At 66.7% G+C, this 25679-nt stretch carries 19 protein-coding genes and 1 pseudogene; 8 read left to right on the top strand and 12 right to left on the bottom strand.

The window, feature by feature from the left end:
* The first annotated feature begins 25 nt into the window (after positions 1-25).
* From tssM to B6S44_RS29780, 4 genes are read left to right on the top strand one after another with little or no spacing between them, the layout of a single operon-like run.
* On the top strand, positions 26-3688 hold the full coding sequence (gene tssM, locus B6S44_RS03610) for a type VI secretion system membrane subunit TssM (protein ID WP_129155362.1): 3663 nt from the start codon (positions 26-28) through the stop codon (positions 3686-3688).
* A gap of 2 nt (positions 3689-3690) precedes the next feature.
* The gene (tagF, locus tag B6S44_RS03605; protein WP_129155361.1) at positions 3691-4395 is read left to right on the top strand and encodes a type VI secretion system-associated protein TagF; all 705 of its coding nucleotides are present in this window, start codon (positions 3691-3693) and stop codon (positions 4393-4395) included.
* A complete protein-coding gene (locus B6S44_RS03600) occupies positions 4392-5189 on the top strand; it encodes a PP2C family protein-serine/threonine phosphatase (RefSeq protein WP_129155360.1) in 798 nt (265 codons plus the stop codon). Before tagF ends, B6S44_RS03600 begins: the two co-directional genes overlap by 4 nt.
* The gene (locus B6S44_RS29780) at positions 5186-7132 is read left to right on the top strand and encodes a serine/threonine-protein kinase (RefSeq protein ID WP_248309419.1); all 1947 of its coding nucleotides are present in this window, start codon (positions 5186-5188) and stop codon (positions 7130-7132) included. The genes B6S44_RS03600 and B6S44_RS29780 overlap by 4 nt, the downstream gene beginning before the upstream one ends.
* A 151-nt stretch (positions 7133-7283) precedes the next feature.
* Here the strand turns inward: B6S44_RS29780 and B6S44_RS03590 are convergent, their stop codons facing one another.
* From B6S44_RS03590 to B6S44_RS03575, 4 genes and pseudogenes are all read right to left on the bottom strand, one after another.
* Positions 7284-7562, bottom strand: a complete 279-nt coding sequence (locus tag B6S44_RS03590; RefSeq protein WP_129155359.1) for a hypothetical protein — start codon at positions 7560-7562, stop codon at positions 7284-7286.
* Between the two features lie 114 nt (positions 7563-7676).
* Positions 7677-8375, bottom strand: a pseudogene (locus tag B6S44_RS03585) (transglycosylase SLT domain-containing protein); the annotation flags it as partial.
* A 949-nt stretch (positions 8376-9324) separates the two neighbouring features.
* Entirely contained in the window at positions 9325-10866 is a 1542-nt protein-coding gene (locus tag B6S44_RS03580) for a methyltransferase domain-containing protein (RefSeq protein ID WP_164985709.1), read from the bottom strand.
* 146 nt (positions 10867-11012) lie between these two features.
* Positions 11013-12521, bottom strand: a complete 1509-nt coding sequence (locus B6S44_RS03575) for a caspase family protein (RefSeq protein WP_129155357.1) — start codon at positions 12519-12521, stop codon at positions 11013-11015.
* Positions 12522-12994: 473 nt separating this feature from the next.
* On the opposite strand from B6S44_RS03575, the gene B6S44_RS03570 reads away from it, so the two are divergent.
* Positions 12995-15160, top strand: coding sequence for a caspase family protein (locus B6S44_RS03570; RefSeq protein ID WP_164985708.1), 2166 nt, complete (start codon positions 12995-12997; stop codon positions 15158-15160).
* Between the two features lie 77 nt (positions 15161-15237).
* On the opposite strand, the gene B6S44_RS03565 is transcribed toward B6S44_RS03570, so the two are convergent.
* From B6S44_RS03565 to B6S44_RS03535, 7 genes are all read right to left on the bottom strand, one after another.
* Positions 15238-15576, bottom strand: a complete 339-nt coding sequence (locus B6S44_RS03565; protein WP_248309441.1) for an SUF system Fe-S cluster assembly protein — start codon at positions 15574-15576, stop codon at positions 15238-15240.
* Positions 15577-15653: 77 nt separating this feature from the next.
* The gene (locus tag B6S44_RS03560; RefSeq protein ID WP_129155354.1) at positions 15654-16892 is read right to left on the bottom strand and encodes a cysteine desulfurase; all 1239 of its coding nucleotides are present in this window, start codon (positions 16890-16892) and stop codon (positions 15654-15656) included.
* A gap of 1 nt (position 16893) precedes the next feature.
* Entirely contained in the window at positions 16894-17103 is a 210-nt protein-coding gene (locus tag B6S44_RS03555; RefSeq protein WP_129155353.1) for a tautomerase family protein, read from the bottom strand.
* Entirely contained in the window at positions 17103-18452 is a 1350-nt protein-coding gene (locus B6S44_RS03550; RefSeq protein WP_129155352.1) for a SufB/SufD family protein, read from the bottom strand. The genes B6S44_RS03555 and B6S44_RS03550 overlap by 1 nt, the downstream gene beginning before the upstream one ends.
* On the bottom strand, positions 18452-19204 hold the full coding sequence (gene sufC / locus B6S44_RS03545) for a Fe-S cluster assembly ATPase SufC (RefSeq protein WP_129155351.1): 753 nt from the start codon (positions 19202-19204) through the stop codon (positions 18452-18454). The genes B6S44_RS03550 and sufC overlap by 1 nt, the downstream gene beginning before the upstream one ends.
* Before the next feature lie 114 nt (positions 19205-19318).
* Entirely contained in the window at positions 19319-20791 is a 1473-nt protein-coding gene (gene sufB, locus B6S44_RS03540; protein WP_129155350.1) for a Fe-S cluster assembly protein SufB, read from the bottom strand.
* A 61-nt stretch (positions 20792-20852) separates the two neighbouring features.
* Positions 20853-22058, bottom strand: coding sequence for a cysteine desulfurase family protein (locus B6S44_RS03535; protein ID WP_129155349.1), 1206 nt, complete (start codon positions 22056-22058; stop codon positions 20853-20855).
* Positions 22059-22348: 290 nt separating this feature from the next.
* Between B6S44_RS03535 and B6S44_RS03530 the strand changes: the two genes are divergently transcribed.
* Positions 22349-23020, top strand: coding sequence for an alpha/beta hydrolase (locus B6S44_RS03530; RefSeq protein ID WP_110489485.1), 672 nt, complete (start codon positions 22349-22351; stop codon positions 23018-23020).
* Positions 23021-23028: 8 nt separating this feature from the next.
* Here B6S44_RS03530 and gcvA read toward each other — a convergent pair whose 3' ends face one another.
* Positions 23029-23979 (bottom strand): transcriptional regulator GcvA, encoded by a 951-nt coding sequence (gene gcvA / locus B6S44_RS03525; protein WP_129155348.1) that lies wholly within the window; start codon positions 23977-23979, stop codon positions 23029-23031.
* Between gcvA and B6S44_RS30170 the strand changes: the two genes are divergently transcribed.
* Both B6S44_RS30170 and tyrS read left to right on the top strand, forming a co-directional pair.
* Entirely contained in the window at positions 23870-24328 is a 459-nt protein-coding gene (locus B6S44_RS30170) for a DUF1127 domain-containing protein (RefSeq protein WP_465246079.1), read from the top strand. The two genes, gcvA and B6S44_RS30170, sit on opposite strands and share 110 nt — an antisense overlap.
* Before the next feature lie 95 nt (positions 24329-24423).
* Positions 24424-25674, top strand: a complete 1251-nt coding sequence (gene tyrS, locus B6S44_RS03515; RefSeq protein WP_129155346.1) for a tyrosine--tRNA ligase — start codon at positions 24424-24426, stop codon at positions 25672-25674.
* Positions 25675-25679: the final 5 nt, after the last annotated feature.

Here is a 25679-nt window from a genome sequence, read left to right as displayed (position 1 = left end):
CGAAGATGCAGGAGACGGGCAGACGATGAATCTCGCGACGTGGCTCAGGATCGCAGCCATCTTTGTCGGCGCACTCGCGCTGACGCTGCTGATCTGGTTCGGCGGCCCCTTCGTCGCCTTCGGCGAGGTGCGTCCGTTCGAATCATTCTGGGTCCGGCTGCCGATCGCACTCGTCCTGATGCTCGGCGCGCTCGGCTGGATCGCCTGGATCGTGATCCGCCGGCGCAGGGCTGTCGCCGCACTCTCCGAGGCGATGGCCAAGGAAGAGTCGCAAGCAGGCGACGGTGCCGCGCTCGGCGCCGGCATGCGCGATGCGCTGGCGACGCTCAGGCGCACCCGCGGCAAGGATGGCGGCGACTATCTCTACGACCTGCCCTGGTACGTGATCATCGGCCCGCCAGGCGCCGGCAAGACCACCGCTCTGGTCAACTCCGGCCTGAAGTTCCCGCTCGCCCGCGGCGGCCAGGCACCGGCGGCGGTCGCCGGTAATGGCGGCACCCGCTATTGCGACTGGTGGTTCGCCGAAGAGGCGGTGCTGATCGACACTGCCGGCCGCTACACCACCCAGGACACCGACAGCAAGGCCGAGCGGACGAGTTGGCTCGCCTTCCTCGATCTGCTCAAGTCCAACCGGCCGCGCCAGCCGATCAACGGCGTCATGGTCGCGATCAGCGTCGAGGACCTGCTGACCTCCTCGCAGGAGGAGATCACCGCCCATGCCGAGGCGATCCGCGCCCGCCTGCTCGAGCTCAACGAGCGGCTGAAGGTCGACTTCCCGGTCTATGCGGTCTTCACCAAGACCGACCTGATCGCCGGCTTCAACGAATTCTTCGCCGCGCTCTCCGAGCCGCAGCGGCGCATGGTCTGGGGCCACACCTTCCAGACCGTCGACAAGACCCGCAACATGATCGGCGACGTGCTGCCCGAGTTCGACGCGCTGATCGAGCGCCTGAACGAGCGCCTCTCCGACCGCTTGCAGGACGAGCACAACCCGACCTCGCGCGCGAAGCTCTTCGGCCTGCCGAGCCAGATGGCGGCGCTGAAGCCGATCGTGAACGACTTCCTCGGCCGGGTCTTCGAACCGACGCGCTATCAGTCGAGCGCGACGCTGCGTGGCTTCTACTTCACCTCCGGCACCCAGGAAGGCACGCCGATCGACCAGCTGATCGGTGCGCTATCGCGTAATTTCGGCAGCGAGCACGCCGATTCCGGCAGCTATTCCGGCCGTGGCAAGAGCTTCTTCCTCACTGACCTGATCCAGAAGGTGATCATCGGCGAATCCGGCTGGGTCTCGACCGACCTGCGCGCCGCGCGCCGTTCCACCCTGCTGCGCATCGCCGGCTTCGCCGCGGTCGCCCTGGTCTCGGTGGCGCTCGGCGGCATGTGGTGGACGAGCTATGCCCGCAACAGCGACCTGATCAACCAGAGCAATTACGGCCTCGCCGACTACCGTTCCAGCGCCGCGCCGGTGCTGCAGGAGACGACGCTGTCGGACCGCAATTTCAGCCGGGTCCTGCCGTTGCTGCACAAGCTGCGCCATATGCCGGCGGGTTACGCCGACAAGGACGAGCCGACGCCGGTTGCCGCCACCTTCGGCCTGAGTCAGCGCGAGCGGCTGCAATCGGCGGCTCAGGAGAGCTATCATCAGGCGCTGGAACGGCTGCTGCGCTCGCGCATCATCTTCCGGCTCGAGGAGCAGCTCGAGGCCAACGTCAACAACCCCGGCTTCATCTACGAAGCGCTCAAGGTCTATCTGATGGTCGGCGGCCGGGCCCCGCTCGACCGCGACCTCGTGCTCGCCTGGATGCGGCTCGACTGGACCGAGAACCTCTTCCCCGGCGCCGCCAACGCCAAGGGCCGCGAGGCGCTGGAGGAGCATCTCATCGCGCTGCTCGATCTCGACGACGGCAGCGAGCCGGTGGTCAAGCTCAACCAGCCGCTGATCGAGAGCAGCCAGCGCACGTTGCGCCGGCTCAGCATCGCCGAGCGCGCCTACGAGTTGCTGCGCACGCAAGGGCGCAACGCCAGCCGCGACTGGGTCGCGGCGATCCGCGGCGGCTCGGATGCGCGGCTGGTCTTCGAGGGCGTCTCCGGCGAGGATCTGGATTCGGTCCGGGTGCCCTATTTCTACACCTATGACGGCTTCCAGAGCGCCTTCGTCGACCGGCTCGGCGATATCGGCGAGCGCATCGAGAAGGAGCGCTGGGTGCTCGGCGACAATGCCGACCAGGCTGCGATCACCTCGCAATACGCCAGCCTGTTCCAGGACCTGCTCAAGCTCTATGCGCGTGACTTCACCGCCTCCTGGCAACGGACGCTGCGCCGGCTGAAGCTGCGCCCCCTCAATGCCGACAAGCCGAAATACATCGCGCTCTCGGCGATCGCCGCACCGACCTCGCCCTTCAAGCAGCTGCTCGAGTCCATCCGCGACGAGACGCAGCTGACCAAGGAGCGCGCGGCGCCGAAACGCCCCCCCGGGACGCAGGCAGCCGAGAAGATGGCCGGCCAGGTCGCGGACCATGCCGCCAAGACCCTGGAGCAGCGCGCCAATTATTCGCTCAGCCGCCTCGGCACCAGCCTGCCGCTCAGCGCGCCCGGCGTCGACCGCGTCCTCGGCGGCGGCGGTGGCGGCGAGGCGCTCGGCGCCAATATCGAGTCGCAGTTCAAGGCCTTCCATGTCCTCGTCGAAGGCGATGGCGGCAAGCGGCCGGTCGATCAGGCGCTGCAGATCTTCGCCGAGATCAACCAGAACCTCGCAATGGCCGCGACCACGCCGGCGCAGGCTGCCGCAGCAAATGCGGCGCTGGTGCCGCTGATCGCCTCGCTGCGTGGCAATTCCTCGCGTTATCCGGCACCGTTCGACGCGATGATCGTCGCCGCCGTGAACGATTTCGAGGGCGATGCCACCGGCGCGACCGTCTCGCTGCTGCGCCAGGCGCTCGCCAGCGACGTCGCGCGCCAGTGCGCCGACATCCTGACCAACCGCTATCCCTTCGTGAAGGGCTCGACCCGCGACGTGCCGCTCACCGCCTTCGCCAGTATGTTCGCTCCCGGCGGCACCATGGACAAGTTCATGAAGGAGCGGCTCGACCCCTATATCGACAAGTCCGGCCAGAACTGGAGCTGGCGCCAGGACAGCCGGGTCGCCCGCGCCCTCTCGCCAACGACCTTGCGCGAATTCCAGCGCGCCAGCGACATCCGCGAAGCCTTCTTCCCGACCGGCGGCAACCTGCCCAACTTCCAGATGGTCGTCGTCCCGACCACCATCTCCTCCGATGCGCAGAGCGCCAAGCTCGAGATCAACGGCTTCACGGTCGCCAGCCAGCAGGGCGTCAACACGCCGACGCCGGTGATGTGGCCGGGCGCGGGGTTGAAGAAGACCTCGATCATCCTCGCGATCGGTGGCGCTGCTGCCAACAACAATGCCGGCGGCATCTTCGGCGGTGGCTTCTTCTCCAACAGCCCGACGCCAGCCGCCCCGAGCGAGGTCAAGATGTTCGAGCGCGACGGCGACTGGTCGTTCTTCCGCCTGCTCGATGCCGGCTCGGTGCTGCGCCAGGGCGACAACGTCGTCTTCACGCTCGCCGCAAGCGGCCGCCAGGTCGGCTACCAGTTCGGCGTCGGCTCGCTGAAGAACCCGCTGGTGCTGCCGGCGCTGCGCGAAATCCGTTGTCCGGCGGGGATTTGAGAATGGGCTGCGGACTGTTCGGGAAGCTTCCGGGCAAACGGGACTTCATCGCGCTGGGCGCGCCAACGGCCTTTCTCTCGGCCTATGAGCCCTGGCTCCAGGGCGGGCTCACCGCCAGCCGGGTCGAGCTCGGCACTGGCTGGCAGAATGCCTTCCTGAACGCCCCGATCTGGCGCTTCTGGTTCGGCAGCGCCTTCTGCGGCACGACGGTCGCCGGCGCCTTCATGCCGTCGGTCGACGGCATCGGCCGCTATTTCCCGCTGACGGTCTTCGCGCTCGCCGGGCCTGGGGCTGCGATCCCGCCGCCAGAGCTTGATCCGCAGGACGCCTGGTTCGCACAGGCCGAGGATTTCCTGCTGCGCGCGCTCGAACCCGACGCGAGCTTCGAAGCGGTCTCGCAGGCGCTCGGCGGGCTCGCCATGCCGAGCGACGAGCTCATGGCTGCCCCACCCGCCGATATGGTCAGGCTCTCGGACGGCACGATCGTCAGCGCGCTCGATTCCGCCACTTTCCCGGCGCGGCTCACCGCTTTGCGAGTCGAGGACCATACCCGCTCCTTTGCCCATGCCAGTTATCTCTGGACGGTCGGCGGCGACGATTTCGAGCCGCTCGCTCTGGTCGGCCAGGGCTTGCCGAGCCCCTATCTCTTCACCGGCCTTCTGACCGGACGCTTCGACGCCTTCCTCGGTGCAGGATCGACAGCATGAACGAGCACAGCCCCGGCGCTGCCTTCGAGACGGGTGCAGTCAGCCATGCCGGGCGCGTGCGCAGCCATAACGAGGACAATCTGGTTGTCCGGCCCGAGCATGGTCTCTGGGCCGTCGCAGACGGCATGGGCGGCCATCAGAACGGCGCCATGGCGAGCGCGACCGTGGCCGCGAGCCTGTCCGCCATCGGCCCCGCCGGCTCCGCTGCCGAATTGCTCGACCGGCTCGAGCGCGGCGTGATCGAGGCCAATGCGGAACTGCGCCGCAAGATCCGCGAGCATGACGGCGCCACCATGGGCGCGACCCTCGCCGTGCTGCTTGCCCATGGCCGCCACTTCGCCTGCGTCTGGTGTGGCGACAGCCGCATCTACCTCGTCCGCGGCAATCGCATCACCCAGGTCTCGCGCGATCACACCGAGGCGCAAGACATGATCGAACGCGGCCTGCTGACCGTCGAAGAGGCGCGGACCTGGCCGCGGCGGCACGTCATCACCCGCGCCATCGGCGTCCATGATCGGCCAGAGCTCGAGATCGACCATGGCGAACTCGAAGGCGGCGACGTCTTCGTGCTCTGCTCGGACGGCCTCACCGACCATGTCCGCGACGAGGAGATTCTGCGGGCAGCCGTCTCAGGCGGTGCGCAGGCCGCCAGTGATGCGCTGCTGGCGCTGACCCTGGAGCGCGGCGCCACCGACAATGTCACCGTGATCGTGGTGCGCTATCATCACGACGGCGGAACCGAGAAGACGCGCTGGGTGCCGAACATGCGCCAGCGCCGGAGCGATGCGCCATGAGCGACCCCGACCGCACCGTCTTCCTGCCGCGCACGGGCCTGGCGCCCGGCGTGCGGCTGAACGGCATCTACGAGATCGAGCGCCTGATCGCGACCGGCGGCATGGGCGAGGTCTATCAGGGCCGCGCCATCCAGACCGGCGACGCCGTCGCGATCAAGATCGTGCGCCCCGACATGGCGCAGGACGCCAATGTCCTCGCCTTGTTCCGTAACGAGGCGTCGGCGCTGCACAACCTCTATAACGAGGCGATCGTCCGCTACTACGTCTTCACCGTCGACCCCGCGACGCAGGCGACCTATCTCGCCATGGAGTTCGTCGACGGCCAGGCCTTGTCGGACCGGTTGAAGGACGGCCCGTTACCCTTTGAGCAGGTCGACCTGCTGCGCCGGCGCATCGCGTCCGGCCTGCATGCCGCCCATATGCTCGGCATCACCCATCGCGACGTTTCGCCCGACAACATCATCCTGCCCGGCGGCCAGGTCACGCGCGCCAAGATCATCGATTTCGGCATCGCCAAATCGAAACTGGCCGAGAAGACGGTGATCGGCTCCGGCTTTGCCGGCAAATACAACTACGTCTCGCCCGAGCAACTCGGCCTCTACGGCGCCGAGGTCACCGGCAAGTCCGATATCTACAGCCTCGGCCTCGTTCTCGCCGAGGCGCTCGGCGGCCGCCCGCTCGACATGGGCGGAACGCAGATGCAGATCCTCGAGAAGCGCCGCCGCATTCCGGATCTGTCGGCCATCGACAAGCGCATCCGCCCGCTGCTGGCGCGCATGCTCGCGCCCGATCCGAAGGATCGCCAGGCCGACATGGCCGAGGTCGCCGCCTGGCAGGCCAAGGGTAGCGCGGGGCCCAGCGGCAAGCGTGCCTTCCCCTGGCCGCTGGTCGCGGGGGTCGCGGCGCTCGCTCTCCTCGCGGGCGGCGGCTTCGTCGCCTGGCAAATATTGGGCGGCGGCAGCCCGACACAGCAGGCGATGAACACCTCGCCGCCTCCGCTGAGCGACAATCGTCAGCCGCCTGCACTGGGTCCGGCACCGGGCACGCCTGCCCCCGAACTCACCCCCGTGAACCCGGCTCCGCCGGCACCGTCGCCGCAGCCGGCAAGCCAGAACGAACCACCCACCTTGCAGCCGCCGACCTCTCCGGGACCGACTGCGCCGCCTCAGCCGCCCGCAGCCGCCCCGCCGGAGCTGAACCCGACGCCGACGCCGACGCCGACGTCACCGCCGCCCAGCCCAACGTCGACGACCGGCCCGAAGCCGACACCGACCGTTCCGTTGCCGACAGCGTCCACCCCGGAGCCCGAGCCGCGCACGGCCGCCGAACGGACGGCGCGCTATGTCGCGGATTATGACGGTGGCGCCTGCTTCTTCCTCTGGCCAACGGCGATCGCCGACAAGCGCACCGCGATCGAAGGCTTCGGCAGCTCGGCCGAGCCCTTCGTCAGCTTCGACGGAGCTTTCAAGAAGGCGCAGGGCTACGAGGCGCAGATCAGCCTGCGTACGATCACCACAGCGCAATGCCCGATGGTCGACTTCCTGCGCCAGCTCGGTCGCGGCATCGACCGCAGCCCGGTGATGCAGATCGGCGCCTTCACCATCAAGAGCGGCGACGCGCTCTCGGGCACGGTCGAGAGCGACCCGAACCGGCATCTCGACATCCTGCTCGTCGGCGATGACGGGCTGGTCTACAATCTCGCGAATTACACCCGTCGCGAGGGCGGAAAGGCGAGCTTCAGCCTGAAACTGGAATCGACCGCCGCCTCCGGTGCCCCGGTCAGGCCACAGACGGTCCTTGCCCTCGTGAGCCAGGCGCCGCTGCCAACACTGTCGGGCCCCAACCCGGCTCCGGCCGGCGACATCTTCCCCGGCCTGCACCAGGACATCGCCCGGGCCGGTGGCAAGGTCGGCATCGGTATCAAGTATTTTAGGATCGAGTGAAGCTGACGGCTTCTCTTCAAGGAGTAGCCGTCATTCCGGACAAGCGCCGAAGGCGCGCAGCTCCGGAATCCATCGTAGAGTAAAGCGCCCTACGATGGATTCCGGCGCTCCGCTTCGCTACGGCCGGAATGACGGTGAGAGGTTGCGCTCCTCACTCCTCCCGGAACAGCTCGCCCCATTCCGCCTGCCACAGGCCTTCATTGTCCTCGACGACGATCGGCGCCTTGATCTCGTTGGCGAGGCGGACGGCCGAGCGGAACCCTTCGATCGGGTCGAGCTCGTCACTGACGAAATCATTGGCGAGATGGCCGGCAGCCAGCTCAGCCGGACAGGCAATGCGGATGAAGCTCTTGCCGTCGCGCTGGCCAAGGCTCAGCGTGATGGCATCGGGCTGCGGCTCATCGACCTGCTCGAACCGGTTCTTCGCCATCGTCGTCTCCTCGCCTGTGCGCTCGCTTGATCATGGGCCATGGCAGCTTTCGCGGCAAATTCGCTGCGCCCGCGATCGCTTTGGCCCAACCTGGCGGGTATTCGCCTCGGGCGCCTATTTCTGTGGCGTCCGCGCCGGCGCGGCAGCAGGCCCACGCACGACCTTGTAGCGGTCGAGCCTGACCTTGATCATCTCGTCGAATTTCTTGTGAACCTCGGACACCGAGAGCGTCTTGGTCTCACCGCCGGACTGGGCATAGAAGATCGGGCGGTTGGCCTCGGCCGGGCGCGGCAGCAGCGCCGCCGCACTGGCGCCGGGCGTCTCCTCCATCGTCTCGATGAAGGTCTGTGCCGCATCCGGCCCGAGGAAATGGATCAGGTAGATCTCGCCGCCGGTGAGATGGCGCCCCATCGCCTTCTCCAGCCTGAGCGTGTCGCGCTTGAGCATTTCACCCGCCAGCAGGGCCGAGAGATAGGGTTCGCGCCGAAGATCAAGGATGCGCTGGCGCTCGTTCGCGTCGGCGATGACGAACTGCCGGCCGTTGCGGCCGATGAGAGCGGCCTCGGCATGAAGTCCGTGCTTGCGGCCGAATTCGAAGATCACGCCGAGCCAGGTCTGCTCGATGAACTGATAGAGCCCGGTCGCCGAGGAGGTCTTCGCCTGCACCGCGGTCGAGAAGGAGGATTCCTTGTCGGCGACTGCCATCAGCAGGGTCGGGTCGGCGCCGACGACGCGCCCTGCCCTGACGATCATCTCGACCAGATGCCGGCGGATCTTGATCGGTCCGAAGGTCAGGACCTGGTTGGGATCGCCGGCGTAGTTCACCGGCGCCTGCGGCAACTGGCTTCGCGGAGCCGCGATCGGGGCACCCGGCTTACCTGAAGAGGTGGGCGGCACCAGAATGATGTTCGACGGCGGCATCACCGGGATCGGCAGCGCCGGCTGGTTGGGCGTCTCCGTCGCGATCTGCTCCTTGATCTTAGCGAGCGATGGATCGGCGTTCAGTGCGTACTGCGTCGCCTGACGCGCCGCTTCGAGGTCGCCTTCGACCGAGGACAGGATAAGTGAAGGCCGGGTCGGCGCCCTGAGCGATGGCGCCTCGACGCTTTCGATCGGCTCGAACCCGCCGCTCAGCTCGGTCGATCCCGGTCGCAGGGTCGCGACCGCGACACCGCCGGCGATGGCCAGAACCAGCGCACCTCCGCCGATAAAAGAGACGAGCCGGAGCCGGGAGCTGCCATCCGTCGCAGCGAAGGGCACGCCGGCAGCAAGGTTCGTGGCATTGGCGCCACCGATCACCGACTTTTGCGCTGCGACGAGCCAGCTTGGGGGACTGCCATCCTTACCGGCCGCCTCCTGCAATTCGGCGATCATCCGGCGCGCCTGCTGGGCCGGAATATTTCCCTCGCGTTCCACGGTCGTCGCCGCGCCGCGCGGCCCTTGCTCGGTCAACGCCTTGAGCGCGAAGAACCAGAGCTGGAGAGACGTGCGCCGGCTCTCCAGCGGCGTCCCCTTGCAGGGCGAGACCAGGAAACCGCAATGCGGACAGGCATAGGCGCGCAGCTTCACCCGCGGCGCGAAAGCCGACGTCTTCCCGCAGGCCGAGCAGGCCAGGGTGATGCCGCCCTGCCGCGCCTGCATGATGGTTTCGAGGCAGGCATCCTCCTGGAATGCGGCCTGAAACTGCTTGAAGCGCTGACTCATCCCTCGCTACCGCTACTGCCGCGCTCCGCAATACGCAGGCGGTCCGACCACGGCAAGCTCAGCCTGCCAGCAAGGCCAGCCGCGCGACATCCTTCAAATGCAGGTCGACCTCCTCGGCCGTGGCCTTTTTCGGCAACGTCGAGGCATCGCGACCAGAGGCATGCGCTTCCGTCAGGAAGGCATTGATCTCGTCGAGCAGCATCGCCGGCGTCCGCGTCCCGTCCAGCAGGCTGACGAACTTGCGCACCACGATTCCGTCGAGCGCGACCGCGCGATGGCGCAGATCGGTGACCTCCTGGCTGGTCAGTGCCTGGCGACGCGCCAGCAGGCTCGCAAGCGGCCGCTCGCTGATGCGCGTCGTCAGCTGATGCGGCTCCAGATTGATCTCGAGCAGGCCGGCGCGGTAGATCGCGGTCAGCGCCTCGTTGAGACGGCCCTTCTCGCGGACGAGATCGGGGCCCAGGCTGTCTTTCGCCTCGAGCAAGGCCAGCGCCACGAGCTCGCCATGGTCAATGCTGCCGGGCCAAGCCTTGCCCAGTGCCCGCAGGGCCGCGATGGCCGACGGCAGATCCAAAGCGAGGCGCACTCCTTCCGAGAACAGGAAACTCACCGCCTCCGGCCGCTTCTCGTCCTTCTCCTCGACCTCGCTCACGCTCGCCGCAAGATGGTAGGGCTCGAGGCTGAAGTGCGAGAAGCCGCGCTGCAGCGCGACGTCGGCGCGGCAGAGCAGAGTCTGGCGGAAGCAGCGACCGATGAGCAGGTCGAGCGATTGCTCCTGTCGCAGCGGCTCCGTGATCGGAATCTCGTTCAGCACCTGCTGCGCCGCCCCACGGGCTCCACCGAAATTGTTCGGGAAGGAGGCCTCGGCCAGGAATTGCAGCCCATGGGGCTCCGCCGCGGCCAGCACCTCGTGCAGGGCGAAGGCGCGCGCGCCCGGATTGAGATCGTCGTGATAGAGGACGTTGTCCGGAATATCCTCGATCTGCTTCATCCGCTCGCGCAGGGCCGCGCCATAGAAGGTCTCGGCATCGGTCGCCTCGGCGAAACGCTTGATCGCCGCGCGCGCGGCCCGGACCTTCTCGATGGGGTCGTCGATGTCGCGCGTCTCGAACAGCATCACGTCGCGGGCGAGATCGCGCAGCCGGCAGCCCGGCAGGGCGTTGTAGCTGACATAGGCGATCCCCTGCGGCGTCAGCAATTCGCCGAAAAGCGCCAGGATCCGCTCGCGCACCGGCTGCGGCACCCAGGAATAGACCCCGTGCACGAGGATGTAGTCGAAGCGGCCGAGCGCGGCCGAGGCGGCCATGATGTCAAGATGGTGGAAGCTGACATTGGTGGCGCCGAGTTCGGCGGCATCCGTCCTGGCGTGCGCGATCGCCCGCCCGCTCAGGTCGATGCCGACCAGTTCCGCACCCAGGCATTGCAGCGCCATCGGGATCAGGTTGCCGCCGCGGCCGCAACCGAGTTCAAGGACGCGCATCGCCGTCGTCGGGGCCGGGGTCATGCCGTGCACATGCGCGATCGTCGCCAGATGCGCAGGATGGGTCTGAGCGAAGGCATGCCCTGGATAGGCGACCGCGTCGTAGGGATTCGTCGCCATGTCGTTCATCGGGAAAATCCGCCTATCGCATGCGTTGGACTGCAATTTCGGTCATTCTTGAGACGGCCTGAGCAAGCACACGATCGTCAGCTCGCGCTCGCCAACCCCTGCCTCGCCGCTGTTGGTGCAAAGCAGCGATATCGCCCTCAGCGGCAGTTGCTTGCGCTGCCGCCTATCTGGGCCCGCAGGGCGTCGGCGCAATCGTCTGCGGCGGCGGGCTTGCTCGGCCGGCGACCGCGAGCATTGCGCGGCTCCGGCTCCGGCTCGACGCCACCGGTCAGGATGCCGGTCGACTTGCGATCGACCACAACGCGTTGCTGCGGCTTGAGCTCACGCGGCTCCTGACGTTGCGGGCGCGCGCTCGTGCTGGGCAGCAGCGGCTTCTGCGGCGCCGGCAGTTCGGTTGCGCCACTCGCGTCATTGCGCGTCGCCACCGCCTTTTCGCGGTCCTGGCGCTCCTGAATCAGCTTCGCCTTCTCGGCTTCGAGCGCAGCCAGTTCCTGCTCGCGCTTGGCGAGTTCCTTGGCCAGACGGTCGCGTTCGCTCGCATCGGAAGACTTCGCCGCGGGGGCCTCGCCCGGCTTCGGCACGGACCGCTCGCCATCGCCCTTGCCGGCGTCGCGGCCAGCAAGATCGACCGCAGCCTGCTGCCGATCCTTCTCGGCCTTCTGGAGGCGGTCGAGCAGCTCCTTCTCGCGCGCCGCGAACTCCTGCTCCCGCTTCTCGCGATCAGGCGAGGCGCTGCGCCGCTCGATCAGGTCGAGCCGCGTCTTGGCATCGACCACGAAGAAGCTCGTCGGGAAACGCTGGATAAAGGCCTTGATTTCGGCGGCGTTGTCGCTGCTGCGCAACTGCTTCCAGATGTCGGCGTCGGTCTCTTCGCGATTGAGGTAGAAATCGCCGAGCAGGGAGAGCGAAAGCTCCGGCGTCTGCTTGCCGCCGGTGGAATCGTAGACCGCCTTCTGGACGCGGCGGAACATGGTCGCGATCTCGAGGCCGGGCTGCTTGATCTCCTGCACCAGCGCCGCGGTGAACGGACTGTTGCGGCCGGCGCCGTCGGCGGCGACATCGTTCGCCTGGGTGGCATAGGCGGTGACCATGCCCTGCGCCTTGACGATCGGCGCGAGGCCGGCGCCGACCGACATGCTGCGGGTCGTCGTCTTCTTCGAGAGCTGGGCGAGGAAGGGATTGTTGCGGCAGGCGTCGAGCACCATGATCTTGACGCCCTTGGCGAAGCTGAGCGCAGTCGTCACCTCGCTGAGCTTGACCGTCTCGTACTGGACCGAGACCTCGTCATCGATCTTGGCCTCGACCGGCACGAGGAAGTTCTCGCCGTTGAACTGGAAGCCGTGGCCGGCATAGTAGAACATCACCGCATCGGCATCCTGGGCGAGGCGCGCGAAGCGTGACACGGCGGCGTCCATGCCGCGCTTGTCGAGATCGATGCCGTCGACCACCTCGAAACCGACCTTGCGCAGCGCCTCGGCGGTGTCGCGCGCATCATTCGGCGTATTGGGCAGGGCGGGCGCGTTCTTGTAGGCGGAGTTGCCGATCACCAGTGCGACGCGGCGCTCCTGGGTCTGGGCAAGCGCCGGCAGTGCGACAAAATGCGCAAGAAGAGCGATCAGTGCGCAAAATCTGACGACTGCGGTCATGGCACCATTCCCTGCGTCACCCTAAGGAAAGTGACCCCGAAAATCCAGTTTTATCCGCCGATAGCGACAGGCGGACTGCTCGCCTCCTTCGATCCGCTACCAGCCTTGCGGTCACGGAGCACCTCCGGAGGGCGTCGACCGGATCTTGTGACGGTTACAGCCGTTCTCGCCATGATCCCTGGCAAACGCCTCTCGCAATGGCGACTCAGCGGCTCGGTCATGCATGCAAATAGTCAGATCGGTTGGTAGAGCTTAGCGAACCGCAACAGTGTTCGCCGCGCGTCAGTTTCGCAGCCTAATCTTGTTCGCAAGGCGGCGCAGCCATCGCTAATCTGATGCAGCGAAGGGTTCGAATCGGCTGCGGCTCCGGTCCCGATCGGGGTCGCCGAGGAGGCGCCATGCGGACAGGCCTGCGGCTACCCATCTGTGTTTTCTTAGCACTCAGCGCCATCATCGGCGCTATAGCTCTCACAGTGTCGCCTGCAGCGGCGCAACAGAGACGCTTCGCCTTCGTCATGGGCAACGGCGCCTACCAGAACATTGCGAAGCTGCCGAACGCCTTGAACGACGCCAATGCGACGCGTGCCATGCTCCAGGAGGCCGGCTTCGACGTCACCGCCGCGACCGATCTCTCGCTCGCCGGCCTGCGCAGCGCCCTCGACGTCTTCGTCGAGAAGGTGAAGCAGGGCGGCACCGGTTCGACCGCGCTGGTCTACTATGCCGGCCACGCCGTCCAGCTCGATGGCGCGAACTACATCCTGCCGACGGATGTGCGGCCGGAAACCTCGGCGAACATTCCGAACCAGTCGCTCTCGCTGACGGAGATCCTGCGCAAGCTCGACGCAGCCGGCGCCAGATCGAAGATCGCGATCCTCGACGCCTGCCGCAACAACCCGTTCGCCGCACGCGAACTCTCCCGCGGCTTGGCCTTGCAGATGGTCGACGGTGCAAACGAGGGGGTCCGCAGCGAAGCCGGTCTCGCTCGCATCGATTCCAATAGTGGCACCTTCGTCGCCTTCGCGACCTCCCCCGGCTCGACCGCTGCCGACGGCACCGGCCCCAACAGCCCCTTCACCACCGCCTTCCTGCGCGAGGCGCGCGAGCCCGGCTTGCCGATCGAGCAAGTCTTTCGGCGCATCCGCCTCGCCGTCTACGACACCACCAACGGCATCCAGATCCCCTGGGATACCTCCTCGCTGATCACCGATGTCAGCTTCTTCCCGCGCCCGGCCGGCACGCCTCCGGCGCAGCCTGCGATCGCCGGCGCCGTCCCGCTCGCAACCCGCCCAACCGCAACGGCGCTGCGCGCCATGTCGCCCGCCGACGCCTCTCGCACCGCCATCGCGTGGGACCGACGCGACATCTATCGCACCGCGCTCGACATCAATCCCGATGACCAGAACGCATTGAGATTGCACCGCATCCTGTCCCAACGCACCGAGGAGACCGCCTGGGCCGAGACCGTGCTCGCCGGCGACGCCGAGTCCCTGAAGCTCTTCGCCCGCCTCTATCCCGGTTCGCAGCATGAGAACGAGGCGCTGCGGCTGGCCGCCACCGCACCCAGTCGCAACCGCGTCCAGGTCGCCCAGACCTGCCCGGTTTGCCCGGCGCTGCAGCAGCAGCGGGTCCGCCGCGCCGACTACACGCCGCGTACGCCCTCGCCCGGCCGCCCCGGCGTGCCGCGCCAACCGCAGACTGCGCCGCCTCCTCCGCCGCCGATCTATGCCCCGGCCCTGCCGGTCATCCTGCCCAATCGGCCGCGCTGGAGCGGCTTCTATGTCGGCGGCTCGCTCGGCAGCGGGCAGCAAAGCGGTCGCACGACGATCGGAGGCCCCTATGGCAGTCCGACGGTGTCTCCGACGACCACGACGACCAACGCCTCGACCACCACGACGACCAATGTCGCGAACACCACGACCACGTCGACGAGCACGTTCACGACCACCAACGATTCCATCCCGGTCACGACGACCGTGACCGCAACGACCAACACGACCACCACGACCACCAGCACGTCGACCAACTCGTCGAGCGTGACCATCCCCGGCACGCCGACGCTCGCCCCCTGGGCGATCAATACGTCGGCAGTCCCGCGCAGCCTGACGCCGGATGGAACAGGCGCGGTCGGCGGCGCCCAGTTCGGCTTCAACTACCAGATCGGCGCGGTCGTGATCGGCGCCGAAACCGATCTCTCGGCCACACGCCTCGGCGGTGCCAAGAGCGTCTCCGCCAATCCCGGCACGCAGTTCACCACCCGCTCCAGCAACGAGCTCTCGATGCTGGGCACGGTTCGGGTGCGCGCCGGCGTCGTGCTCGGCGACTTCCTGATTTATGGCACCGGCGGCTACGCCTATGGGCTGGTCGAGCAGAAGGGCTCGATCCTGCCCGACAATCTGCAGACCACCTCGGCAGCCAGCGGCTCGCGCTCGGGCATCTTCCACGGCTGGGCGCTGGGCGGCGGCGTCGAATATGCGATGGCGCCGGGCATGACGGTCCGGCTCGACTACACGCATTACGAGCTCGGCCAGAAGCGGATGCTGCTGCAGGACTTCACCGGGCTGGCGCCCGGCCAATACGCAACCATGCGGACCCGCACCGCAGGCGACATCGTCAAGGCCGGCTTCAACTTCGGCTTCTGACCGGCATCACGACAACGAAAAAGGCCGCTGCGTCGCAGCGGCCTTTCCTGTTTGCGAGGATGGTGAAGCTTCCACGCTCACCACATGTCGAGCGCGACCCTGGCCTCGTCCGACATGCGCGACTGGTCCCAGGGCGGATCGAAGGTCATGTTGACGGTCACGCCCGAGACGCCCGGCACGGCGCCGACCGCGTTCTCGACCCAGCCCGGCATCTCGCCCGCGACCGGGCAGCCCGGCGCGGTCAGCGTCATGTCGATCGCGACCTGCCGGTCGTCGGCGATGTCGACGCGATAGATCAGGCCGAGCTCGTAGATGTCGGACGGGATCTCCGGGTCGTAGACGGTCTTGAGCGCCGCGATGATGTCATCGGTCAGCCGGTCGATCTCCTCCGGCGGCAGGCCGGAACCGGCGCCCATGGTCGGCGCATTCGGCTTGAAGTCTTCAACAGCGGTCTCGGTCATCGCTAAACTTCCGGTCGGCACGAGGCGGAGCGTCATGAGAACAGCTCTTCCGCCTTGCGCAGGGCTTCCACCAATATATCGACTTCCTCCAGCGTGTTGTAGAGGCCGAAGGACGCACGGCAGGTCGAGGTCACGCCATAGCGGGCAAGCAGCGGCATGGCGCAGTGAGTTCCGGCCCGGACGGCAACGCCGGCGCGGTCGATCACGGTCGCAACGTCATGGGCATGGGCGCCGGCGAGTTCGAAGGCGATGATAGCGCCCTTCTCCTTCGCCTTGCCGAAGATGCGGATCGAGTTCATCTCGCCGAGGCGCTGCATGGCGTAGGCATTGAGCCTCGCTTCGTGCGCCGCGATGTTCTCGCGTCCCAGCGCCATCATGTAGTCGAGCGCGGCGCCCAGGCCCACGGCCTCGACGATCGCCGGCGTGCCCGCCTCGAACCGGTGCGGCGGGTCGTTATAGGTGATCGCATCCTCGCTGACGGTCGCGATCATCTCGCCGCCGCCTTCGTAAGGCGGCAGCTTCTCGAGCCATTCGCGCTTGCCCCAGAGGATGCCGGAACCGGTCGGCCCATAGGTCTTGTGACCGGTGAAGGCGTAGAAGTCGCAGCCGAGCGCCTGCACATCGACCGGCAGATGCACCGCGCTCTGCGAGCCATCGACGACCAGCGGGATGCGATAGGCCTGACAGATCTTCGCGACCTCGGCGATCGGGACGATGGTGCCGATCGCGTTCGACATATGGGTTAGCGACACCACCTTGGTGCGCGGCGTGATCAGCTTCTCGAATTCCTCGATGAGGAAATTGCCGTCCTCGTCGACCGGTGCCCATTTGATCACGGCGCCGTGGCGCTCGCGCCAATAGTGCCAGGGCACGATGTTGGAGTGGTGCTCCAGGATCGAGAGGATGATCTCGTCGCCATCCTGGATCTTGAGATATTGCCCGAGCGAGGAGGCGACCGTGTTCAGCGCCCCGGTCGAAGAGCGGGTGAACAGCACCTCCTCGATATGGGCGGCGTTGAGGAAGCGCCGGGCGCTCTCGCGAGCCGCCTCATAGGCCTCGGTCGAGGCGTTGGCGAGGTAGTGCAGGCCGCGATGGACATTGGCGTAATCCTCGCGCATCAGCCGCGTCATCGCCTCGATCACCGCTTCGGGCTTCTGCGCCGAGGCGGCGTTATCGAGATAGACCAGCGGCTTGCCGTAGACCTCGCGCGAGAGGATCGCGAAGTCCTTGCGGATCGCCGCGACGTCGTAGGGCTTCGCGATCGCGTTCATCTCAGGCCTTTCCGGCAGGCGTGGCGGGCCGGTCGGCGACAAGCGTGCCGGCATGCCCCCAATCCTCGCGCTCGATCTCCTGGATCACGATATGGGTGCTCTGCGGGTTCTTGCCGAGCACGCGGACGAGCGTCTGCGTGAACTCCTTGACGATCTCGGCCTTCTGCTCGCGTGTCGCGCCCTTGGTGATCTGCAGGTTGACGTAAGGCATCAGGCGGCTCCGAGCTTGGGTGCGCCATCGCGCTGGCCGAGCCAGCAGTCGATCTCGCGGCCGACGATCTCGCGAACGCCCTCATCGCCAACCATGTCCGAGACCTCGCCGACGAAAGCGGCGAGCACCAGCGCCTCGGCCTGCGGCCGCGGCAGGCCGCGCGCCATCAGGTAGAAGAGCTGATCGCTGTCCATCTGCGCCACGGTCGCGCCGTGGCCACAGACCACGTCGTCGGCGAAGATTTCGAGCTCCGGCTTGTTGAACATGGTCGCGCCATCGTTCAGCAGCAACGCGTGGCTCTTCATGCTGCCGTCGACCTTTTGCGAATGCTGACGGACGATGACCTTGCCCTGGAAAACGCCGGTGCCCTCGCCCTCGATGATGGTCTTGAACAGCTCACGGCTCTCGCCATGGGCGGCTGCGTGGTCCATCACCAGCGTGACGTCGGAATGCTCCTGCTTGCGCAAGAGGTTGATGCCGCGCAGCGCCGCACGGCTGTGCTCGCCGCCATAGCGCAGGAAGCTCTGCTGGCGCAGCACGCCGCAATTCACGGCGACTGCGATCGAGTCGAACGAGACATGCGCGCCGAGCTCGGCGAGCAGCGACTGCACCTGCACGGTCTCGGCGCGCTGGCGAGTGACCATGCGGACATGCTCAACCTCGGCGCCGTCGCCGATGACGAAGGCGGTGGCGTGATTGACCTGCACTGGCGCCGGACCGACGCTCTCCTGCAGCTCGACGATCGTGACCTTGGCGCCGGCGCCGACCTTGACCAGCGAGCGCGAGACGATTGCCGCCTCGCTTTCGCCGGAGCCTAGCGCGAGCAGCACGAGTGGCTGGTCGAGTTCCGTCCCGGGCGCGATCTCGATCACGACACCGTCCTGGGCGAAGGCGGCATTGAGCATCAGCGCGCCGTCGTCGCGCGCCACCTCCGGCACGGCGAAGGCGGCCGCGATCTCATCCGGTGCCTCGGTCAGCGCCTCGGCGAGACTGCGTGCCGTGATGCCGGCAGGCAGGCCCTGTAGATCGGAATCAGCCGCGCTGAAGATACCGTCGATGGTGACGAAGCGCCGGCCGGCGATGGTCTGCAGCGCCAGCCGGTCGGTGATCGCCTGCGGGCGTGCCGGACGACGCGCCAGCGGCATCGCCTCGCGCACCAGGTTGCGCAGGTCGGTATAGCGCCAGGATTCGAGCCGACGATGCGGCAGGCCCTTGGTTTCGAAGCCGGCGAAGGCATCCTCGCGCAGCTTGCGCATCGCGCCGGCGCCCGGCAGCTCGGCCTTGATGTTGGCGAACTGCTCGGCGAGCTGCTGCTCGGCCGCGGTCTTGAGCGGGGTGATGAGCGCCATCACGCAGCCTCGCCATAGGAGGCATAGCCGCTCTTTTCGAGCTCGAGCGCCAGCTCCTTGCCGCCGGTCCTGACGATCTTGCCCTTCGACATCACATGCACGGTGTCGGGCACGATATGATCGAGCAGGCGCTGATAATGGGTGATCACCAGGAAGCCGCGGTTCTGGGCACGCAGAGCGTTGACGCCGTCGGCGACGATGCGCAGCGCGTCGATGTCGAGGCCGGAATCGGTCTCGTCGAGAATGCACATCGACGGCGACAGCAGCGCCATCTGCAGGATTTCCATGCGCTTCTTCTCGCCGCCGGAAAAACCGACATTGAGCGGCCGGCGCAGCATCTCGCGGTCGATGCCGAGCTTGTCGGCGGCGCCGTTGACTTGGCGGATGAAGTCCGGGGTCAGCAGCTCGGCCTCGCCGCGTGCTTTGCGCTGCGCGTTCATCGCCGCCTTGAGGAAGGTCATGGTGGCGACGCCGGGGATCTCCAGCGGATACTGGAAGGCGAGGAAGATGCCGGCGGCGGCGCGGGCATCGGCCTCCATCTCCAGCAGGTTTTCGCCATTGAGCAGGATCTCGCCGTCGAGGACCTCATAGTCCTCCTTGCCGGCGATGACATAGCTCAGCGTCGACTTGCCGGAGCCGTTCGGCCCCATGATCGCAGCGACCTCGCCGGCGTTCACGGTGAGGTTGAGGCCGTTGAGGATTTGCTTGTCCTCGTCGGCGATCTTGACGACCAGATTACGAATTTCGAGCATTGTTCGGTTCCAAGTTCCTGCCGCGTCATGCTCGGCCCTGTGCCGAGCATCCACGACTTGAGCGTTTGAAAGAAAGACGTGGATGGTCGGGACAAGCCCGACCATGACGGGGCGTCACCCCACGCTCCCCTCGAGCGAGATCGTGATCAGCTTCTGCGCCTCGACGGCGAACTCCATCGGGAGCTGCTGCAGCACCTCCTTGACGAAGCCGTTGACGATCAGCGCCACCGCCTCTTCCTCGGAGAGGCCGCGTTGCTGGCAGTAGAACATCTGGTCCTCGCCGATCTTCGACGTGGTCGCCTCGTGCTCGAACACGGCCGTCGCGGTCTTGGCCTCGATATAGGGGATGGTGTGGGCGCCGCACTGGTCGCCGATCAGCAGCGAGTCGCAATTGGTGAAGTTGCGCGCGTTCGTCGCCTTGCGGTGGGCCGAGACCATGCCGCGATAGGTCGAGTCCGACTTTCCGGCTGCGATGCCCTTGGCGATGATCTTCGACGTCGTGTTCTCGCCGAGATGCAGCATCTTGGTGCCGCTATCGACCTGCTGCGCCCCGTTCGACACCGCGATCGAGTAGAACTCGCCGCGCGAGCCGTCGCCGCGCAGGATGCAGGACGGGTATTTCCAGGTGATCGCCGAGCCGGTCTCGACCTGCGTCCACGAGATCTTCGAGTTCTTGCCACGGCAATCGCCGCGCTTTGTCACGAAGTTGTAGATGCCGCCCTTGCCCTCGGCATCGCCCGGATACCAGTTCTGCACGGTCGAGTACTTGATCTCGGCATCATCGAGCGCGATCAGCTCGACCACCGCCGCATGCAGCTGGTTCTCGTCGCGCTTGGGCGCGGTGCAGCCTTCGAGATAGCTGACATAGGAGCCCTCGTCGGCGATGATCAGCGTGCGCTCGAACTGGCCGGTATTCTGCTCGTTGATGCGGAAATAGGTCGACAGCTCCATCGGGCAGCGCACGCCCTTGGGGATGTAGACGAAGGAGCCGTCAGTGAAGACGGCGCAGTTCAGCGTGGCGAAGTAGTTGTCGGTCACCGGCACGACGGTGGCGAGGTACTTCTTCACCAGCTCGGGATGCTCCTGGATCGCGTCCGAGATCGAGCAGAAGATCACGCCGGCCTGGGCCAGCTCCTTCTTGAAGGTGGTGACGACCGAGACCGAGTCGAACACCGCATCGACCGCGACGCGGTTCTCCGGCGCGACGCCGGCCAGAATCTCCTGCTCGCGCAAGGGGATGCCGAGCTTCTTGTAGGTCTCCAGGATCGCCGGATCGACCTCGTCGAGCGATTGCGGCGAGGCACCGCTCTTGGGCGCCGCGTAATAATAGATGTCCTGGTAGTTGATCGGCGGGTAGTTGACACGCGACCAGGTCGGCTCGGTCATGGTCTTCCAGCGCCGGAAGGCGTCGAGCCGCCATTCCAGCATCCATTCCGGCTCGTTCTTGCGCGCCGAGATGTAGCGCACCGTATCTTCGGTCAGGCCCTTGGCGGGCTTGTCCATCTCGATCTCGGTGACGAAACCGTATTTGTACTCGGTCACGTCGATCGACTTGACCTGATCGATGGTCTCCTGGACCGCTGCCATCTCTACACTCCTGTCGCGGGTTCAAGGCCCGCCGGTTCGGTCTTGCTCTTGCGGAGAACGCTCAGGCCGCCGCCTGCGTCCGCCGGTTCGGGTTCGCGGCCAAGGCCTTCGCATAGGCCGCGATGAATTGGTCGATGTCCGCCTCGCAGGTGGTCCATCCGAGCGAGGCGCGCAAGGCCCCTTCGCTCATGACAGGGTCGACGCCCATGGCTGTTAGCACATGCGAGCGCCTGACCTTGCCGGACGAGCAGGCCGAGCCTGATGACAGGGCCACTCCGGCTAGATCGAGCATGATCAGCGCCGTCTCGGCCTTGATGCCCGGCGTCGCGAAGGCGGAGGTATTGGGTAGGCGCGAAGCCTTGCCACCGAACACCACCGTATCGGGCGCCAGCGCCACGAGCTGGGTTTCAAGCCGGTCACGCAGAGCAGCCAGACGGGTCGTCTCACCTGCGAGCGCCTTGCCCGCTTCTTCTGCGGCGACGCCGAAGCCGACGATGCCCGGCAGGTTCTCGGTGCCGGCGCGCCAGCCGCGCTCCTGGCCGCCACCGCGCAGAGGCTTGTCGGCAAGTTCGAGCGCCCCGGTCCGGAAGATGATCGCGCCGACACCCTTCGGCCCGCCGATCTTGTGGGCGGACAATGTCAGAGCATCGACGCCCAAGGCATTGATATCAATCGCGATCTTGCCGGCGGCCTGGACGGCGTCCGAATGCACGAGCGCGCCATGGCGCCTGGCGATGCCGGCGATCTCCGCAATTGGCTGGACCACGCCCGTCTCGTTATTGGCGAGATGGACCGAGACCAGCGCGCGCTCATCCGGCTGCTCCGCCGCGAGGCGCGCGAGCCGTTGATCGAGCCAGCCGAGATCGACCAGCCCCTCACTATCGACCGGGATCGCCTCAGCCTGATCCGCGGGGAAGCGATGGCCGTCGCGCACGCAAGGGTGCTCGCTGGCGCTGTGCAGCAAGAGCGTCACCGGCGCCCGCACGCAGTCACGCGCGCCGCTGCAATCGCTGAGGCCGGGCGACAGGATCGTCGCATTGGCCTCGGTGCCGCCGCTGGTGAAGACGACATTGCTCGCCTTCGCGCCGATGAGCGCCGCGACCTGCTCGCGGGCCTGCTCGATCGCGCCACGGGCCGCGCGGCCCTCATTATGGACGGAGGATGGATTGCCCGGCATCTGCAAAGCCCGCAGCATCGCCTCCGCCACGGCCGGCCGCACCGGCGTCGTGGCGTTGTGGTCGAGATAGCTGCGGGTCGTCGCAAACACCTGCGCTTTTGCTCCGCTCCGGAGGGCTTGCCCGAAGACGCGGCACGAAATGCTTGAAATCGCACCCCCGCGCCGTGCTATAGCCGCCCGTCCGAGCCGCGATGGACCGGAACCGCAAGCAGCCTTCGCTCGCGCGTTCCAGTTCTGTTCACGGCTGTTAGAACCATTCTAAGCGCTCCATGTAGGGCGCGAGCGGCGGGGCCGTCAAGGGTGAGCAGGCTTTTCAGCGGCAGCAACGCCGCTTTTCAGCCGGTCGCCCGCGTGCCTCGCCCGACAAAAGGCGAGATGCGATGCCAGAGGTGATTTTCAACGGTCCGGCCGGCCGGATCGAGGGCCGGTACCAGCCCGCCAAGAAGCGCGGCGCGCCGCTGGCGATCATCCTGCACCCGCACCCGCAATTCGGCGGGACGATGAACAACCAGATCGTCTACAACCTGTTCTACACCTATGTTAACCGCGGCTTCTCGGCGCTGCGCTTCAATTTCCGCGGCGTCGGCCGCAGCCAGGGCCAGTTCGACCACGGCGCCGGTGAGCTCTCCGATGCCGCCGCCGCGCTCGACTGGATGCAGGCGCTGAACCCCGAGGCCAAGAGCTGCTGGATCTCCGGCGTTTCCTTCGGCGCCTGGATCGGCATGCAGCTGCTGATGCGGCGCCCGGAAATCGAGGGCTTCCTCTCGATCGCGGCGATGGCCAATCGCTACGACTTCTCCTTCCTCGCGCCCTGCCCGTCCTCCGGCCTGTTCGTGCATGGCTCGGAGGACCGCGTCGCTCCGGTCAAGGAAGTGATGGCGGTGATCGAGAAGGTGAAGACCCAAAAGGGCATCCAGATCGAGCACGCCGTGGTCGAGGGCGCCAACCACTTCTTCGACGGCCGCGTCGACCAGCTGATGGAGCAGGTCAGCGCCTATCTCGACCGCAAGGTCGGCCCCGAGATCATCAAGAGCGAGCAGGAAAAGGCCTGAGCCCCGGCTCACGCCGATGAGTGGATCAAGCCCAAGCTCGAGGCCATGAAGGGCAGCGTCATCTCCGCTGCCCGCGCCTCCGCCAATATCCAGTCCCGGAACAGCCTGATCTTGCGATCGCGCTGGCGTTCCACCGGATAGACGACCCAGTAGGCCCATTGGTCGCGTATGGCGTGCTCCACTGCGAAGACGAGCCGCCCGGCCGCGATATCATAGGCGAAAAGCTCGGGCACGGCCATCGCGACGCCGTGCCCGCGCATCGCGGCCTGAACATTCATCGCCTGCATCTCCAGCGACATCGCCCGGGCGCCTTGCTGCGGCTGGTCGAGGCCGAGATCGGCGAACCAGACCTTCCAGGACGTCTCGTCGGGACTGAGCAACGGAGCGCGCAACAGATCGGCCGCCTCGCGCAATTGCAGCCGTTCGCGCAGTTCGGGCGAACAGAGCGGCGCATAATGGCAAGCGAAGAGCTTCTCCGCCGCGACGCCTGGCCATGAGCCCGGCCCATAGCGCACGGCAAGATCAACAGCCTCGGTGGCGAAGTCGACGAGATGCTGCGAAGTCCGGACGCGCACGGCGAATTGCGGGTTCTCGATCTGGAACTGGGCCAATCGCGGCGACAGCCAGGTGATCGCCATCGTCTGTAGCGACGAGATCGTCAAAACCGTCTGGTTTGCCTCGCAGATATCGCGGAACACTGTCCCGATATCGGTGAGCGCCTTGCCCACCGGCCCGGCGAGCCGCTGGCCGATCGCCGTCAGCGCGACCTGGCGTGGCTGGCGCACGAACAGCGCTGCTCCGACGCGATCCTCCAGCAGCCGGATCTGATAGCTCACGGCAGCCTGCGTCATGCCGAGTTCCTCGGCCGCGCGGGTGAAATTCTGGTGGCGCGCGGCAGCCTCGAAGACTCGGACCGCGGCGAGGGGCGGAAGCTTCGGCGGCGGCGGTTGCGCAGGCATACAGAAGCATAAGCTCTCTTTATGGCAGGTGACAATCTTCCGCTTTGTCGCCCTGCCCCGTCTGGCCCAGATTCACCTCACATCAGCGGGCATGACCGCCTGCTCTCCCGAGGATCCGATCATGACCTGCCTTTCGCATACGGCGCCGCTCGCCCCGCGCGGCGGCGCTTCCCTCCTGCACGGCCTGCTGGCGCTCTGGCAGCGCCGCGCGAGCGCCGCTCGCACACGGTACCCTCTCGCGACGCTGGACGATCGAGCGCTCCGTGACCTGGGGCTCACACGGGACGCCCTGGAGCCGCCGCACCGCAGCGACCCCGCCAGGCTATGGCTCGATCGCATTCCCGGATAACGCCCCGGGGCGCTTTCGCCGCAAAAGCGGTTTCCACTTTGGCGGAACATGCTCTAGACGACGGCGGAACGACAAAGATCAGATCGCAAACCGCCATGACCGCCTTCAAATCCGATTTCCTGCGTGCGCTCGACGAGCGCGGCCTCATCCACCAGGTCTCGAACCCGGAGGAGCTCGACGCCCTCTGCCGCCAGGGGCCGCAGACCGCCTATGTCGGCTATGATGCGACCGCGACCAGCCTGCATATCGGCAACCTGATCTCGGTCACCATGCTCTACTGGTTCCAGGAGACCGGGCATCGGCCGATCACGCTGATGGGCGGCGGCACCTCGATGGTCGGCGACCCGTCCTTCCGCGACGACCAGCGCAAGCTGCTGTCGATCGAGGAGATCAACGCCAATATCGAGAGCATCAAGAAGGTCTATTCGCGCATCCTGCGCTATGGCGACGGCCCGACCGATGCGCTGATGGTGAACAACGCCGACTGGCTGCTCAAGCTCAACTATGTCGAGTTCCTGCGCGAGGTCGGCCGGCACTTCTCGGTCAACCGCATGCTGTCCTTCGACTCGGTGAAGCTGCGGCTCGATCGCGAGCAATCGCTGTCCTTCCTCGAGTTCAACTACATGATCATGCAGGGCTACGACTTCGTCGAGCTCAACCGCCGCTATGGTTGCCGCCTGCAGATGGGCGGCTCCGATCAGTGGGGCAACATCATCAACGGCGTCGATCTCGCGCACCGCATGGACGGCAAGCAGCTCTTCGCGCTGACGACGCCGCTGCTGACCACCTCCTCCGGTGCCAAGATGGGCAAGACCGCCAGCGGCGCCGTCTGGCTCAATGGCGACCTCTTCAGCCCCTATGAGTTCTGGCAGTATTTCCGAAACACCGAGGATGCCGATGTCGGCCGCTTCCTCAAGGTGTTCACCCGCCTGCCGCTGGCCGAGATCGCCAGGCTCGCGGCGCTCGGCGGCTCGGAGGTCAACGAGGCCAAGAAGGTGCTGGCGACCGAGGCGACGGCGCTGCTGCACGGCCGCGAGGCGGCCGAGGCCGCGGCCGAGACCGCCCGCAAGACCTTCGAGGAAGGCGGGGCCGCCCACGACCTGCCCAGTATCGAAGTGCCGTCAGCCGAGCTCAAGGCCGGGGTCGGCGTGCTCAACGCCTTCGTCACCGCCGGCCTCGTGCCTTCGACCGGCGAGGCACGCCGCCAGATCAAGGCGGGCGGCTTGCGCATCAACGACGTTCAGGTCAGCGACGAGCGCGCGACACTGTCGCCGGGCGATCTCGTCGACGGCGCGATCAAGCTCTCCTTCGGCAAGAAGAAGCACATCCTGCTGCGGCCGGTCTGACGGAC

Source organism: Allobosea sp. Tri-44 (assembly GCF_004123845.1).
In the GTDB taxonomy this organism is placed as follows: Bacteria; Pseudomonadota; Alphaproteobacteria; order Rhizobiales; family Beijerinckiaceae; genus Allobosea.
This window is presented reverse-complemented; position numbering and strand designations above follow the sequence as displayed.